The 14,791-nt window shown below is 69.9% G+C and carries 12 protein-coding genes and 1 tRNA gene; 9 read left to right on the top strand and 4 right to left on the bottom strand.

All coding sequences use genetic code 11. The features are described from left to right. Positions 1-29: 29 nt before the first annotated feature. The 3 genes from HCK04_RS06615 to HCK04_RS06605 all read right to left on the bottom strand — a co-directional run bounded on the left by HCK04_RS06615 (position 30) and on the right by HCK04_RS06605 (position 1,966). A complete protein-coding gene (locus HCK04_RS06615) occupies positions 30-590 on the bottom strand; it encodes a cysteine dioxygenase family protein (RefSeq protein ID WP_142645988.1) in 561 nt (186 codons plus the stop codon). Further along, positions 587-1,495: an amidohydrolase family protein gene (locus HCK04_RS06610; protein WP_142645987.1), complete on the bottom strand. Its 909-nt coding sequence runs from the start codon at positions 1,493-1,495 to the stop codon at positions 587-589. The genes HCK04_RS06615 and HCK04_RS06610 overlap by 4 nt, the downstream gene beginning before the upstream one ends. Before the next feature lie 99 nt (positions 1,496-1,594). Beyond that, on the bottom strand, positions 1,595-1,966 hold the full coding sequence (locus HCK04_RS06605; protein WP_142645986.1) for a phage holin family protein: 372 nt from the start codon (positions 1,964-1,966) through the stop codon (positions 1,595-1,597). 200 nt (positions 1,967-2,166) lie between these two features. On the opposite strand from HCK04_RS06605, the gene HCK04_RS06600 reads away from it, so the two are divergent. From HCK04_RS06600 to nhaA, 8 genes are all read left to right on the top strand, one after another. Next, positions 2,167-2,442, top strand: coding sequence for a hypothetical protein (locus HCK04_RS06600; RefSeq protein WP_030505988.1), 276 nt, complete (start codon positions 2,167-2,169; stop codon positions 2,440-2,442). A gap of 53 nt (positions 2,443-2,495) precedes the next feature. Next, on the top strand, positions 2,496-3,188 hold the full coding sequence (locus tag HCK04_RS06595) for a response regulator transcription factor (RefSeq protein ID WP_142645985.1): 693 nt from the start codon (positions 2,496-2,498) through the stop codon (positions 3,186-3,188). Then, positions 3,185-4,258, top strand: coding sequence for a HAMP domain-containing sensor histidine kinase (locus HCK04_RS06590; protein ID WP_142645984.1), 1,074 nt, complete (start codon positions 3,185-3,187; stop codon positions 4,256-4,258). The genes HCK04_RS06595 and HCK04_RS06590 overlap by 4 nt, the downstream gene beginning before the upstream one ends. Positions 4,259-4,262: 4 nt before the next feature. Then, positions 4,263-4,649, top strand: coding sequence for an OsmC family protein (locus HCK04_RS06585; protein ID WP_142645983.1), 387 nt, complete (start codon positions 4,263-4,265; stop codon positions 4,647-4,649). Between the two features lie 1,562 nt (positions 4,650-6,211). After that, positions 6,212-6,817 (top strand): hypothetical protein, encoded by a 606-nt coding sequence (locus tag HCK04_RS06580; protein WP_142645982.1) that lies wholly within the window; start codon positions 6,212-6,214, stop codon positions 6,815-6,817. A gap of 74 nt (positions 6,818-6,891) precedes the next feature. Then, positions 6,892-6,968, top strand: a tRNA-Lys gene (locus HCK04_RS06575). A 959-nt stretch (positions 6,969-7,927) separates the two neighbouring features. Continuing rightward, positions 7,928-10,804 (top strand): HNH endonuclease signature motif containing protein, encoded by a 2,877-nt coding sequence (locus HCK04_RS06570; protein WP_168065702.1) that lies wholly within the window; start codon positions 7,928-7,930, stop codon positions 10,802-10,804. 537 nt (positions 10,805-11,341) lie between these two features. Beyond that, entirely contained in the window at positions 11,342-12,649 is a 1,308-nt protein-coding gene (gene nhaA, locus HCK04_RS06565; RefSeq protein WP_142645980.1) for a Na+/H+ antiporter NhaA, read from the top strand. Positions 12,650-12,977: 328 nt separating this feature from the next. Here the strand turns inward: nhaA and HCK04_RS06560 are convergent, their stop codons facing one another. Continuing rightward, on the bottom strand, positions 12,978-14,153 hold the full coding sequence (locus HCK04_RS06560) for a cytochrome P450 (protein ID WP_142645979.1): 1,176 nt from the start codon (positions 14,151-14,153) through the stop codon (positions 12,978-12,980). A gap of 372 nt (positions 14,154-14,525) precedes the next feature. Here HCK04_RS06560 and HCK04_RS06555 point away from each other — a divergent pair, with 372 nt between their 5' ends. Beyond that, positions 14,526-14,762 (top strand): hypothetical protein, encoded by a 237-nt coding sequence (locus HCK04_RS06555; protein ID WP_142645978.1) that lies wholly within the window; start codon positions 14,526-14,528, stop codon positions 14,760-14,762. Positions 14,763-14,791 lie beyond the last annotated feature (29 nt).

The raw sequence follows: 14,791 nt of genomic DNA, 5'->3' as shown, positions 1-14,791 counted from the left end.
TCTGTGATGAACGAATTACTCGCGTGACACTAAGCCGGGTCGAGCGGGCGCAATTCGTCGGCGTACCCGACCGAAAGACGCCGCATGGTCCCGTCCTCGGTGATGGAGTACTGCCCCATGCGCCACAGTGGTGGCGAGTACGCGTGGATCGAGACGGAGCCCGGCGCCTCACCGGTCAGCCGGTGGATGTGGTCGGGCCCGAACGAGAAGGCGTCGCCCTCCACGACCCGCGTCTCCAGGTGGACGCCGCCGATGCGCGGGTTGCACTCCTTCAGCTCGCCGGCCACCACCTTGACCGCGCCGGAGGAGACGTCGTGGTCGTGCCAGCCGGTGTCGTCCCCGGGCCGCCAGCACAGCAGCCACACGTCCACGTACGAGTCACGGTGCAGCGAGACGTAGTGGCGTCCCCCGTCCTCCGCGCCTTCGAAGCTGAGGTGGTGACGCCACAGCTCGGGCCGGGTGGCCAGGTCCTCGACCAGGGCGAGCAGCTCGTGGCGGTCGAGCGCGCGGGCGGGCAGGTCGTCGAAGGGGGCTGCGGGATCGGCGGGGGAGGCGCACAGTGCGCCTTCCTGGATCGTGGGCGTGCTCATTGGTGCGACTCCTTCCGGGACAGCAGGCGGCCGGGGTTGGCCACGCGTACGGCATGATCGATGGCTCGTTGTGCGGGGTCGCCGGGGTCCGGCCACGCCGATTCGGCGTACGGCTGGTCGCTTCCGGCGACGAGGACGTCGATCCCGAGCTCGCGGATGACCGCGTCGGCGGCCCGGGGGCCGTAGGACGACGTCTCGAGGAACAGATCGGGGTCCACCAGGCCGCGACCGGCGGCGCCCCGGGCCAGCTGGCGCTCCCGATGCAGCGGGGCCAGCCCGGCCAGCAGCGCGAAGCACACCTTCAGCCGGGGATGCCGGGGCCGGCCGAACGCCTCGAACGCGTACCAGGCGGCGTGCATCTGCTGCACGTACGGCACGACGGCGGCCCACCAGGCGGGGCCGGACGCGGCGGTGGCGGGGCCGGGGTGGACGAACAACGGCAGGCCGCGCTCTTCCAGCACGTCGAGCAGCGGGGCGACCTGGGCCAGCCCCCGGGCGTCGCCGAGCGCGGTCGCCGGAAGCTGCAGCCCGGCCATGGCGTCATCGAGGTCGAGGGTGTGCGAGAGCCGTAAAGGATCGGGGTCGGTCACCGGGGCGGCGGCCCAGGCCCCGAACGGCGCGGGCAGCGCGCGGGCGTCGGCGTGGTAGGCGTCGATGAGCGGCCACGCCTCCTCGGGCGGCAGGTGCTCGATCCCGAGCGGGCTCGACAGGGAGACGAGGGCCAGATCGAGGTGGGCGTTGCGCTTGCGCCGGAGCTCCACGTCGTGGTCGGCCGGATCCACCTCGTACGGCGGCTCGCCGTCGAGGACGAGCGTCCATCCGTCCAGGAACGGCGGGCGGGTGCGGCGGCGCAGCGCGTCCACCAGGGACGGCGTCCACAGGTGCTGGTGCACGTCCACGCTCATCGGCCGGTCCTTTCGGGAAGTACCAATTCCCTACTCAGAATACATGCTTTGCGCATGGATGTGACCCAGGGGCGGGTGACGCACCCGCCCCTGAGCTGGTCAGTCGTCGCCGAGGATCATGTTGAGGACCCAACTGATCACGCCGACGACGATGGCGCCCCAGAAGGCGGCCAGGAACCCGTCGACATTGAAGGGGAGGTGGAGCTGCTCGGCGAGCCAGCTCGTGAGCAGCAGCAGGGCGGCGTTCACCACCAGGGCGAACAGGCCGAGCGTGAGCACGTAGAACGCGCAGCCGATCGTCTTGATGATCGGCTTGATGACGGCGTTGACGAGGCCGAAGATCAGCGCGACCGCGAGGAGGGTGCCGATCTGCTTGGCGGTGGAGCCGGCGCTGACGGTGATGCCGTCCACCAGCTTGGTGGACGCCCACAGGGCCGCGGCCACCACGATGATCTTGAGTAGGACCTTCACCTCAAGAATCCTTCCACGGCGCGGCAAAGAGTGCGCGGTTCACGTGTGGCCGGAATGGGCGATCCGCGCCGATGGCGGGAAGGAGCTGCGCCGATGCCGGGAGGTGGCAAAAAGCCTGTCCGGGTTTGGCGGTCTTTCTTCCACTTCGGGGGTATGAGCGGCAAACCTGGGGGAAACCGACGAGTTGGGGGTGAGGTCGGATGGACGTGGAAGAGCTCGAGTCGCTCCCCGCGAAGGAGCTTCACGACCGTGCCGTGCGCTACGCCGTACGGCACGGCGACCTGGGATTCCTGTGGGATCTGCTGAAGGTCATCCCGGCGGCCGAGGCCGCCAGCGGCAACAGTGACGAGACCGCGAACGACCTCAGCAGAGTCTCGGCGTTGCTCAGCGACGCGATCGGGGCGGGTGAGGGCGAGCTCGGCGACGCGCTCCGGCCGGTGTACGTCGAGTATCTGTCCAAACACCCCGACGCCTGAGTATCAGGACAAACGCTAAGCAACTTCTCATCTCCGCACGTCACAATGATGGCGTGGTCAAGACACAGGTGCTGGTCGTCGATGACGAACCCGAGGTCCGTGACGCGATCGCGCGAGCGCTGCGCGTGGAGGGGTACGGCGTGGCGACCGCCGGGGACGGTATGGGCGCCCTCGACGCCATCGACGGAGCGGCGCCCGACCTCGTGGTGCTCGACGTGCTCATGCCGGGCATGAACGGCATCGAGGTCTGCCGCGCCCTCCGCGGCGACGGCAACCGGCTGCCCGTCCTCATGCTGACGGCCCTGGACGGCATCGGCGACAAGGTGGCCGGTCTCGACGCGGGCGCCGACGACTACCTGGTGAAGCCGTTCGCGCTGGAGGAGCTGTTCGCCCGGGTGCGCGCCCTGCTGCGCCGCACCGCACCACCCCCGGAGGCCGGGTTCGCCGACCTGGTCCTGCTGCCCGACAGCAGGCAGGCCCGCCGCGGCCGGCGGCTCATCGACCTGACCAGGACCGAATATGCCCTGCTCGACCTCCTGATCCGCAACGGCGGCCAGGTGCTGACCCGGCAGCTCATCCTCGAACGCATCTGGGGCTACAACTTCCGGCCCGGGTCCAACCCGCTGGAGGTCTACATCGGTTACCTGCGTAAGAAGACCGAGGCGGGGGGCGAGCCGCGGCTGATCCACACCGTCCACGGCCTCGGGTACGCGCTCAGGGAGCCCGCCGCCGGGGAGGCTCCATGAAGCTTGGCTGGCGGCTCGCGATGGCCTCCGCGCTGGCCGGCGCGGTGAGCGTGATCGTCGTGATCGTGGCCGCCTACGTCATCACCTGCCGCCGGGTCGACTGGGCGATCGACCATTACGGGACGTACGAGAGCTACGGAGGCTACGGCGACCCGCCTCCCAACGGCGTGCTTGCCGCCCTCGCCGACGTGGACGACCTGGGCTGGCCGTTCTTCGCCGTGGCACTCGGCGGCCTGGTGCTGTCGGGGGCGCTCGGCTGGCTGGCCGCCCGCGCGGCACTGCGTCCGGTCAACGCGCTCAAGGACGCGGCGGGACGGGTGGCGACCACCCGCGACCTGACCACCAGGATCGACGTGACGGGGGACGACGAGCTCAGCAGCCTCGCCCGCAGCTTCAACACCATGCTCGACGCCCTGGAACGCTCCGCGAAGTCGCAGAAGCGCCTCGTCGCCGACGCCTCCCACGAGCTGCGCACCCCGCTCACCGCGCTGCGGACCAACATCGAGCTGCTGATGAGAGGCGACCTGCCGCAGGAGGTACACGACGAGGTGAGCCGGGCCGTGATGAGCGGCCTGGAGGAGCTCACGGCGCTCGTCTCCAACGTGGTCGAGCTGGCCCGCGACGAGGAGCCCGCCGTACTCGTGGAGAACGTCCGCCTCGACGAGCTCGTGGAGCGGGAGGTCGCCAGGGCGGCCAGGCACTGGCCGTCGACCGCATACTCGGTCTCGGCGGAGCCGACGGTGGTGCGGGGCGTGCCCGACCGGCTCGCCCGGGCCGTCGCCAACCTGCTCGACAACGCGGCCAAGTACAGCCCGTCCGGCGGCCTGGTCGAGGTGTCGCTGCGGGGCGGCGTGCTGACGGTGCGCGACCACGGCCCCGGCATCTCCCCGGATGACCTGCCGCACATCTTCGACCGCTTCTACCGCGCGCCCTCCGCGCGGGCGCTGCCCGGATCGGGGCTGGGCCTGGCCATCGTGGGCCAGGTCGTGGACAGCCACGGCGGCAGCGTGTCGGCCAGTGCCGCCCCCGGCGGCGGGACGCTCGTACGGCTGGCGCTGCCAGTAGGGTGAGGTCATGGGCTCTGTACGCGTCGAGCGGACCGACAACGGGTTCGTCGCCCGCAACGAGCGCGGCGCCGAGATCACGATGGGCTCCGGTGACGGCCTGTTCAGCCCGGTGGAGCTGCTGCTGGCCGCCGTCGGCGGGTGCAACATCATGACCGTCGAGCCGCTCACCGCCAAGCGCGGCCACCGGCTCGTACGGCTGGCCGTCGAGGTCTCCGCCGAGAAGGAGAGCCCGACGCTGCTGCGCTCGGTCACCGTGACGTACGACGTGGAGCTGCCCCCGGGGGACTCCGGCGAGGTCTTCGAGGCCGTCGCCCGGCGGGTCCACGAGCGCCACTGCACGGTGAGCCGGTCGCTGCAGAAAGGCACCGAGGTCAAACTGGACCTCGGGAGGTAGCACGGGCGGCCAAGGCCTGCCCGGATGTAGGCCGGAAATCAACCTGCCTATGACGAGTTCATGACAGGGCCCCTTGTAGTGTTGAAGCAAGTCCTCAGGGAGAGGACGACAGACTTTCTCGATAAAGGACGCGGATGGGGGAACCGTGTCCGGAAAGCGGGGGACCCGCCGGTGCCTTTGGGGAGGGCATTCCTGGCGGAACCGCTTTAATCCGGAGCCGGGCAGTTGGGGGACTGCCCGGCTCCGGCATTTCCAGTGTTCTCTACCCGTTCTCCTCCCGTCCGTCCCCTCGCCGGCCATCGCCGCTGTGGACGTGGCCGTCCCCTTGCCACTCCCACCCGCCCTCGCGCCATGGACGTGGCCGTCCCCTTGCCACTCCCTCCCGCCGTCGCCGTCCCTTTGCCGTCGTCGCCGTTGCCGCCCTCCCACCATCCCCCTTGCCATCCCTCCCTCCCCTTGCCCCCGCCGTGGCCGTCGTCCCGCGGTCCCCTTGCCGCCGTCGCCGTTGCTGCCGTGGCTTTGGCCGTTCCCTTGCCACTCCCTCCCGCCGTCGCCGTCCCGCCCTCCCGCCATCGTTGTCGCGTCGCCGCGAGCGGGCCTTTGGCCCGGCCGCGCTGGGCGAGTCCGGACCCCCTTGCCGTCCCTCGCGTGTGGGGCAGGAACGTCAATGGATAGCGCGCCAGCCGGGTCGTGAGCCGTACAGGCTGGACAGCGGGCCTCGTCCCGGTCCAGCGGTACACCGCGCAGGTGCCGGACCATCCCGGCATCGTGCTGCTCACCGAGTCCGGAGTCGTCTTTGCCGTCCCTCGCTCGTAGGGTGTCCTTGGCCGGGTGGGCCACTGCGCCGTAAGGAACCTCCGGCCCTCCCTGGTGAAGTCCCTCGGCTGGACCTTCGCTGCGGTCCTTGTTCCCTTCCGCTCCGCTCTCTCCACGCCGGTGAACGTTGCGGACACTGATGGACACCGCAGCGGTCAGGGCGCCGGGCCTCGTCCTGGTCGTCCCTGGCAAACAGCCTTTGCTTTGGTAAACCGGCGGTCTTCACCTCGCTCGGCGGTTCCGCTTTTGAGGTGGGTTGCTCTACCGCGCCGTCCCTGGTGATTTTCTTTGTGGTCTCTTGCCGTACGGCCCCCGCGCTTTGCCGTGCGCGGATGGCGCACCTTCGTTACGCACCGTCAACATCACAAAGGTGGGGCGGCGAGCCGTAGACGCTCTTGGGGTAAACGGGGTCAGAGGTAGATCTTCTGGGCGCTATGCGACTCATGCTTTGCTCTGTCCTGACTCGTCCTGTAGTGTCCTATTTGCCGCCGACCGGTGGCTGGATTGGACTTGGAGAGGAGATCACCGTGGGTGATCCCACACCGACCTCCGAGCCAAGGCATCTCGGATCACACGTCTGACTCACGACGGCCTTCCGGCCGATCGCCATAGCTTCAGCGCACACGCCTCCGGGTGATCGACTTCTCTTGCCCGGACACGTGGCCCGTCTTCGCGGTCTGCCGCATGCAGGTCCCTAGATGACGCATGGCCATTTTCTGTCGTCTCACGAAAGATCCCCAGCCCTGATGAAGACTCTGTTTGACCTGCCGGGCAACCGACGCCTCACCACCGCGGCGACGCTCGTCGGTGCGGTGGCCGTCACCGCGTCCCTTGTGGCCGCCGTGCCCGCGCCCGTCGAGCAGCCGGTCAAGGAGGCCGCGAACGTGACCGCCGCCCTGCCGGCGGGCCAGCCCTCCCTCGCCCTCGCCATCCCGGCGAACGAAGAGGTCCTGCTCCAGGGCAGCACCACCGGCTCCTACTTCTGGGACGACTGCTCGGGTCGCCAGGGCGACACCGGTCTGCCGGCCATTGGCAAGCCCATGCAGCAGGGGTTGTTCGCCAGCCCGAGCTGGCCGCTCGGCACCGAGGGCTACATCTTCTACAAGGGCAAGATGGCCAAGTTCTTCATCGGCGACCGGGGCCCGGGCGTTCCGTCGGACAGCGGCGTCATGCTCGACATCGACGGCAAGACCTTCGCCGAGCTCACCGGCACCACCTGGAACCAGGACACGCTGACCATCAGCGGCGACCAGGGTCACATCCCGATCCAGTACGTCGTCACCAAGTGGGGCGACGGGCCGGGTCTGCGCGGCGAGCCGGTGCCCTTCTCCAGTGGCGCCTGGCGAAGCTGAGCCACGACATCCCGATCATCGTTCGAGCGATGTGCGCGACCTTCGCGGGACTGCTAAGGTTACGGACATCGCGGGCGCCGCTAGCTCAGTTGGTTAGAGCAGCTGACTCTTAATCAGCGGGTCCGGGGTTCGAGTCCCTGGCGGCGCACCAGATGAAAGCCCAGGTCGGCACAGCCGATCTGGGCTTTCTTCATCTCTGCGGCATCTTCCCCCGGTCTTCTGTGGTGCTCTGCGCCCCAGCCTCCCGTTCGCCAGCCCGAGATGGGCAATTTCGGGGCTCGCCCGGGCCGTCCAAGGCGAACGTCGTGCTGAAAAGCCCGGCCGGAGCCGCCTGTCCGCCGCTGCCAGGGGCCTGCCCAGCGCGAATGATTACGGGACAGAGCCGTTGTTTGTACTGTCCCGCTGCCAGGGTGCCAGCGCTGCCCGTTGCCGGCCGCCTGCTGTCCGGTGTCGTTCTCGGTGGCGCTGCCGGTGTGGGCGTCGGTGCCCCAGCATGCCCGCCGGTTGTACATGCCGGTCGCCGAGTCGCTCGCGGTAGCGCACGACCTGTGCCGCCGAGTCGCTCGCCATAGTGCACGACCTGTGCCGCCGAGTGGCACGCCGCCGGGGGCGACCTGTACGCAGCCAGTGCTCCGCTCTCACGATTCTGGAGGCAGCGCGTTAGGTTGTGACTCCACATTTGCGCTGGTCAGGCTTGTTTTCGAGAGCGTGTTCGGTTAATCTCTGAAGTAGTTGTTACGGATGAGCTTGGTTGGCGTTCTGGTCTGTGGCCTCTGTGCCGGTTGATGAAGTAGCCGAGTCTGTGTGAGTAAGTCCCGGTCCGGGCGACCGGGAGCCCATAGTGCTTTCGTCTCCGGCCTGCGAAGGAGGTTCCCGGCAATGCCAGGCCCGTCCGCGTCCGCCTTGTTCCGGGCGCACTCCGCGTCATCCAGGACTCAGGGACGGCCTGGGCAGTCCATGCCGTCCGCGGCTCGGATGCCTGGTGCGCCCTCGTCGCCGCGTGTGCCGTCTGCTTCTGATCGTGCCCGTTCCTCCTCTTCTCACGGGGTGAGCGGGGTCGGCTCGTTCGCGCCGAGGCGAGCTGCGATTCCGATACCGGACGGGCTCACGATGACACCTCCGGGTGCCGAGCTGGCCGGGCTGCTCGCCGAGGTGAACGTGGAGCGTGTGTCCGGGTTCGACACGGTGGAGGTGCTCAAGGCGGCCTACCGGCAGGTCTGCCATGACCGGGCGTGGTTCTTGCGGGCCTTGCTGGAGGTGGGACTGCGGGACTCGTTCTCGGGCGACGACGTGGTGAGGCTGGAGGTGCCGGATGAGTTCGGCCCGGATGAGGCGCGGGCGGCGCTGGTGTGGTCACGCCGCCGCGCCGATTCAACCTTCGAGCTTGCTTGGAACATTCATCGGCGGTTGCCGATCCTGGGCGAGGCGATGCTGGCCGGGACCCTCGACGAACCCCGCGCGGTGGCGTTCGTCCGCTGGACCGTCGGGTTGACCGACGAGCAGGCCGCTCTGGTATGCGACCAGCTGGTGCCCCAGGCGTCGTCCTGGACGGTGGGAGAGTTGATCGAGCGGATCCAGCGCCTTGCGTTGGCGATCGACCCCGCCTGGGCCGAACGCCGGTACACCGAGGCGGTACGCCGCCGCCGAGTGGTGGGGACCCGCAACGAGGACGGCACCGCGACCGTGTCCGGGCTGGACCTGCCGCTGGACCGGGCGGCGGCCGGGTGCGACCGAATCGACGAATTGGCCCGAGCGTGCAAGCGGGCCGGTGACCGCCGTCCGATCGATCACATCCGGGTGGACCTCTTCCTCGGAAGCCTGGACGGCACGTTCGAGGGGATGTCGGATGAGGAGATCGTCACCCATGTCCTCTGCCATCCCTTCCACGACACCCTTCCCTCCCGGGAAGGCGATGACGACAACGGCTCCGGTGGTGACAACAGCGGCGAGCGCGGCAGCGATGGCGGCGGTGACGGCCCTGACCGCCCCGGAGACGGTGGCGGAGTGCGCCCGGGTGCTGATCCCGACCTTCCTGGCGATGACAACCACGTCGATGGCCATGACGGGGCCGGTAGCAGCGAGGGCACCAGGGGTAACGGGGGCACCAGGAGCAGCGGTGACGACCTTGACCACCCCGGTGATGGCATGCGTCCTGACGCTGACCTCGATCAGCGGGATGGCCGTCGCATCAGCGGGGCCAGCGGCGCGGACGGCGCCGGCGGCACCGGCGGTGCCGACAGCACAGGCGGCGCTGATGGTGGTGGTGCTAATGGTGCTGACGGTTCGGCCGAGGCCGATAGCGGCGCGGCCGAGCGAGACCAAGACACGGAGCCGTGTAGCCACCCGGGGAATGGGCCCGGCGGACTGTCGTCCGCGAGCGGCTCGCACTCCATGGAGCCGCACTCGGCAGGGTCGGAGGAAACAGCGCCTTGTACGCCCGATCATGAAACCGGGCAAGGTGAGGCCGAATCCGACAAGCGAGTGCCCGGCAAGCCAGCGCCCGACGGGCCGGCGTTCGACGCGCTCGTGCCCGACGAGGCTGAGCTCGACACGCTCGTGCCCGACCAAGTTGAGCTGGACAGGTCAGCACTCGACAAGGTTGGGCCTGACAAGGCTGAGCTGGACAGGTCAGCGCCCGGCAAGCCAGCGCCCGACGGGCCGGCGTTCGACACGCTCGTGCCCGACGAGGCTGAGCTCGACGCGCTCGTGCCCGACCAAGCTGAGCTGGACAGGTCAGCACCCGACACGCTCGTGCCCGACACGCTCGTGCCCGACAAGGTGGGGCCCAACGGGTCAGGGCCGGGTCAAGCTGGGACTGGTAGGGCCGGGCCCTGCAGGTCAGCACCCGACAAGGTTGGACCCGACAGGCCGACGCCCGATGAAGCTGGACCTGCCAGGCCAGCGCCCGGTGAAGCTGGGGCCGACCGGGTGGGGCTCCAGCATGCCCACGCTCAGGTACAGGGGGATGCCGATGTCCGGATGGGCACCGGAGGGTGGACGGTGCGGGAGATCCGGCTGGAGCTCACCACGCTGCTCAGCCTGGATGAGCATCCCGCCCATCTGCCCGGCTGGGGAGTCGTCCACCCTGGTTTGGCCCGGTGCATCGTCGAGGGCATGCTCGGTGGGCAGTGGCGGTACGCCATCTGCTACGACAACGGCCACCTGGCGTTGACCGGGCTCGTCCGGGCCCGTCCTCACGCCCCGGGCCGGAACCGCCCCGCCCGTGACCGGCGGCGTGGCGGCCTCGTCGAACTACAGATCACCCTCAGTCACCTGCGGATGCTGGCCGCCCGGCCCGCCCGCGTCCTCGGAGCGTGGGCGCCGGTGGTCGCCGAGTTGTCCGCCCACGCCGCCTCCCTCCTGGCCACTGGCGAGGGGGTCACCGCGGGCCGGCACATGAACGGTATGGCGGACAGGCGAGCCGAGGGGACGGCGGGCGGCGGGGCCGATTCGGAGCGCCGGCGTCAAGCCGGAGCGGCCTTACGACGCTATGTGCAGATACGGGGCCGGGTCTGCTCCTGGCCCGGCTGCCGCACGCCTGCCACCCGAACCGACCAGGACCACATCCTCCCGTGGGCGGAGCAGGGGCCTACGAACGCGGAGAACCTGCACCTGGCCTGCCGCCACGACCATCGCGCCCGGCACCACGGCGGCTGGCGCGTCAGCACTGCGGGCCCTCACATGGTCGTCTGGACCAGCCCGCTGGGGCACCGGTACCCGAGTCCTCTTCCGAAGATCATCATCCCCGCCTGTAGTCCGCATCCCCGCAGTCAGCCCAGCCCGACGTCCTACCGGTACCTCGACGACCTCCCCGAGACCCCCACCATGGCCCCGGCCACCGAGCCGCCACTTCCGCAGGAGTCTCCCCAGCGGGAGACGGGAGCAGCCACGCCGCCGAAGCCGGCCGGCGGGACGGGGACGCCCGCTCCCAAGGCCGGGGCGTACGGATCGCTGCTCGGAGGCGAACGTGACGAACCACCCTTCTGACGCCTCCCGCGCCTGACAGGAAAGGTCGGACACAGAGAGGGCGGAGAAGGCTTGGACGGGGAGTGGCCGGACACGGAGGTCCTGGACATGGAGGGCCGGACACAGAGAGGGCCGGACACAGAGAGGGCCTGGAGTTGGAGGGGGCAGACACGGAGGGCGGATACGGATAGGGAGGAGAGGGCTTGGACGGGGAGTGGCCGGACACCGAGAGGGCTTGGACAGGGAGTGGCCGGACACGGAGCGGCCGGTAGAAACAAGGCGTAGATCGAGAACCTTCGTCTCCGGCACCGATGAGCAGGCGCTCACCGAGGGCGAACCCGTGGGACGACCGAGGAGATCTGTGGGAACGGCCGAGGAGATCTGTGGGAACGGCCGAGAAGAATACCTGGGACGGCTTAGGGCCAGGGACGGAAGCCGCAGCAGGGGTGCGCGCTAATGGCGCGGCTGATGACTCGGTCCGATGCGCTCGTAGGATGGGTGTGGGGTGCCGGGAAGTCTGGTCGGCGGTCGTCGAATCGAACCCGGAAACGGAGCGTCATGGCCCCGACCCGCCGCCTGTCTGTCCTTGGTCCCGCTTCCCGGGCTGAGACCCGTCGCATCGCCGACATCCTGCGCAAGGAGACGATCGGCGGCGCACTGCTCCTGATCGCCGCCGTCGCGGCGCTCGTCTGCGCCAACTCGCCCTGGTCGGAGGCGTACGAGGGGCTGCGCTCGGCGACGATCGGGCCGGCCGCATGGCATTTGGACCTCAGCCTCGCCAAGTGGGCCTCGGACGGGCTGCTGGCGATCTTCTTCTTCGTCGCCGGCCTGGAACTCAAGCGCGAGTTCGTGGCCGGGGACCTGCGCGATCCTCGTCGGGCCGTCGTTCCCGTCGCGGCGGCCGTCGGTGGTGTGATCGTCCCGGCGCTGCTCTATCTGCTGGTCAACTCCCTCATGGACGGCGAGGCGCGGGGGTGGGCGACTCCGACGGCCACCGACATCGCGTTCGCACTGGCGGTGCTCGCCGTGGTGGGGCGGCGGCTGCCCGCCACGCTGCGCACGTTCCTGCTCACGCTGGCCGTCGTGGACGACCTGCTGGCCATTGTGATCATCGCGGTGTTCTACACGTCGCATCTGTCGGTGCTGCCGCTCCTGGCGGCGCTGGTGCCGCTGGGTGTCTTCGCCGTGCTGGTGCAGCGGCGGGTGCGCTCGTGGTGGCTGCTGCTCCCGCTGGCCACGCTGACCTGGGGACTGGTCCACGCCTCGGGTGTGCACGCGACGGTGGCCGGGGTGCTGCTCGGCTTCGCCGTCCCGGTCCTGCGCAGTGAGAAGGCGGGTGGTCCGGAGGCGGGGCCTGGGCTCGCCGAGCACTTCGAGCACCGGTTCCGCCCGATCTCGGCCGGGGTGGCCGTGCCGCTGTTCGCGTTCCTGTCCGCGGGGGTGCCGCTCGGAGGGCTGGACGGTGTGACGAACCTGCTCGCCGACCCGGTGTCGTTGGGCGTCGTCGTCGGGCTCGTCGTGGGCAAGCCGCTGGGGATCATGGCGGCCACCTGGCTGACCGCCCGCTTCACCCGTGCGGACATCAACGAGGGGCTGGCGTGGGTGGACGTCGGCGGGCTGGCGATCCTGTCCGGCATCGGGTTCACGGTGGCCCTGCTCATCGGCGAGCTGGCGTTCGGCCTCGGCACGGCCCGCGACGCCCAGGTGAAGCTGGCGGTCCTGACCGGCTCGCTGGTCGCGGCGCTGCTGGCGACGGTGGTGCTGCGGCTGCGCGATCGCGCGTACCGGCTGGCAGCCGACACCGAAACCGGCGGCGAAACCGACGCTGGAGCCGGCACCGAACCCTTGCACGGAAATCGGAGCTGAAGCCGACGCCGCCAGCGACGCTGACACTGGAGTCGACACGGAAGCCGGCACGGAAGCCGGCGCCGAACCGCTGGGCGCGTGGCCGAGCCCGCTTGATGGGCGGCCCGGCCCTGCTCGCCGTCGCTGTCGACGTGCGGTTACCCGCGCCCCCGGCCGCGCGCGGCCGTCGTCCGGCTCACGGGGCTTCGCCCGCGCCCCCGGCTGCGCGCGGCCGTCTTCCGGTTCATCGGGCTTCGCCCGATACCGGGGCCGGGCGCGAGACGGGGACACGAGCATCCCGTTCCACGTCGACCGGCCGGGGAGGCGGACCGCTGTCACCTCCTGACGTTCACCAGGTGACGGGCAGCGCCTGGAGCCCTCCGGCCAGCCTGTCGGTGTGCGCCTTCAGCTCCTCGTACGGCACCGCGAGCGCCAGCGCGGGGAAGCGCGTGAAGAGTGAGCCGAAGACCGCGCGCAGTTCGACCCGGGCCAGGGACGCCCCGAGGCAGTGGTGCGGCCCGTGGCCGAACCCGACGTGCGGCTGGGGATCGCGCCGCCGGATGTCGAAGGTGTCGGGGTCGGGGTAGACGCGCTCGTCCCTGTTGGCCGCCGGGGTGGACAGCATGACGAGCTCACCCGCGCGGATCCGCACCCCCGCGACCTCGACGTCCTCGTGCGCGTAACGCACCAGCCCGTGTTCGCTCGGCGAGGCCACCCGCATGATCTCCTCGACGGCGCCGTCCACGAGGGAGGGGTCGTGCAGCAGCGCGTCACGCTGGGCGGGGTTGCGCAGGAACAGCAGCACGCCGTAGTCGATCTGGTTGACCGTGGTCTCGTGACCGGCGAACAGCAGGCCACCCGCGATCCTCGCCACGTCGTCCTCCGGCAGCGAGGCCTCCGCCAGGTCGGAGTAGACGTCCTCGCCCGGGTTGTCCCGCTTCGCCTTCACGATCTCGTAGGTGAAGGTGTTCATCTCCATCTGGGCGGTGGCGGACCGTTCGGGATCGGTCAGGTCGGTCATCGCCTCGGCCATGGCCCGGAACCTGGTCCTGTCCTCGTACGGCACGCCGAGGAGCTCGCAGATCACCTGGATCGGCAGCGGGAGCGACAGACCGGCGTGCAGGTCCGCCGGCGGGCCCTGCTCGTCGAGCCCGTCGAGCAGCGCCCCGACCAGCGACCCGATCCGGTCCGACAACATCCGCATGCGGCGGGCCGAGAACGCGGGGGTGAGCAGGCGCCGCATCTGCTTGTGGACCGACCGCTCCGTGGCGTACTGGCCGGTCGGGCCGCCGAGGAGGGCGTTGTTCGACAGGCGGGCCGCGGTCTCGGGGGTGGGGTGGGAGCGGCCGAACCTGTCGTCGGCGAACACCTGCCGAATCTCCTCGTAGCCCGTGATCAGCCATGCCTCGTCGCCCATGGCGGTCGTGACCTTGGCGATCGGCGCTCTGGCTCGCAGTTCGCCGAAGCCGGGGGATATCCCCAGGACGTCCGGCCGCTCGAACGGCAGCCGCGGGAGTCCGGGCATAAGTGACCTTCCCTTCGTTTTCGATGTCGGCCCTCTCGAATCTCTCCCCTGACTCTCTGTCCGGCAAGGTAGTAAAACCATATCCGGCATGACCCGAGAGGCGACATTTGCCACACGACACCCCGCCGCGCCTGCTCGCGCCCGGACACTCGTGCCCCGCGCATACCAGCGTCGTTCCCGCGACCCGGCATGAGACAGGTGGTACGGGAGGAACGGGGATCAAGTCGTGGTGAAGTCACCGCAACCGGCGGGAGATCTTCGTCGGGGCCGGTGTGGCGGTGCGGCCGGAGGGGGGAGACCGCTTCTCACTACCAATCGTGTCCGGATGAGCACACCGTTGTCTCCCGGCACAGAGCCTGGAGGTGGTGACGAGTGCGGTTCTCAGCCGAGGACGCTGCCTGGAGACAACTGAGCAGCGAGTACGCCGGCCGCTGGTCGATCTGGAGGAGCGACGCCGGCCGCTGGTACGCGACCCGGCTGACCAGGTCGCTGTCCCGGATCGAGATGGACCGGGGCCTGATCATGACCGCATGCGGCGAAAGCGCGGAGGAGTTGCGCGCCTTGCTCACCGCGCAGGAGGGCCTTGCGGGCAAGACGCTCTCCACGTGACGCCCAGGACGTGGGCCCGGTCCGCTGCC

The organism is Microbispora sp. CL1-1 (assembly GCF_012034195.1).
In the GTDB taxonomy this organism is placed as follows: Bacteria; Actinomycetota; Actinomycetes; order Streptosporangiales; family Streptosporangiaceae; genus Microbispora.
The sequence above is the reverse complement of the archived record's forward strand: the minus strand, read 5'-3'. Positions and strand labels throughout refer to the sequence as shown.